General features: G+C 30.0%; 1 protein-coding gene. It reads right to left on the bottom strand.

Annotation, left to right across the window (positions count from 1 at the left end; genetic code table 11):
- A partial coding sequence (locus UNSWCS_RS11420; RefSeq protein WP_035144353.1) for a hemagglutinin repeat-containing protein occupies positions 1-466 on the bottom strand: 466 nt, incomplete at both ends.

Raw genomic sequence — 466 nt, 5'->3', positions numbered from 1 at the left:
TCATCTGATTCAAATCTATCTTGGCTAGAGTTTATATTTAGATCTTTAGTGTTTATATCTATATTATTATTAGCTAGTAGATTTGAGCCAGTTATGTTAGTGCTAGTATCTTTATCTTTATTGGTTGTTAGTCTTATATTTAAAGCATTTAAATTTGAAGGTGAAGAGATGGTTTGTTTGTTTTTAGTATTTGTTTGTGTGCCACTTATATTTGCTGCTACTCCTACGCTAAAGCCATATGTTTGTGAGCTTACAGATGCTGCTGCTATTTGAGATATTAGAGCTGTTGTTTTAGAGGCTACATTTGTAGTAGCTAGTGCTACGTTTGTTATATAGTATCTCTCTTCATCTTTTATATTATCTAATATATCACTTAGATCTTCTATGTCAGAAGCATTGATGCCTGCTTCTTTGTTTTTATATCTTTGCTTTAGTTCATTTAGTTTGGTTTGTAAATTTGATTTTT

It is taken from the genome of Campylobacter concisus UNSWCS, assembly GCF_000466685.1.
In the GTDB taxonomy this organism is placed as follows: domain Bacteria; phylum Campylobacterota; class Campylobacteria; order Campylobacterales; family Campylobacteraceae; genus Campylobacter_A; species Campylobacter_A concisus_A.
The sequence above is the reverse complement of the archived record's forward strand: the minus strand, read 5'-3'. Positions and strand labels throughout refer to the sequence as shown.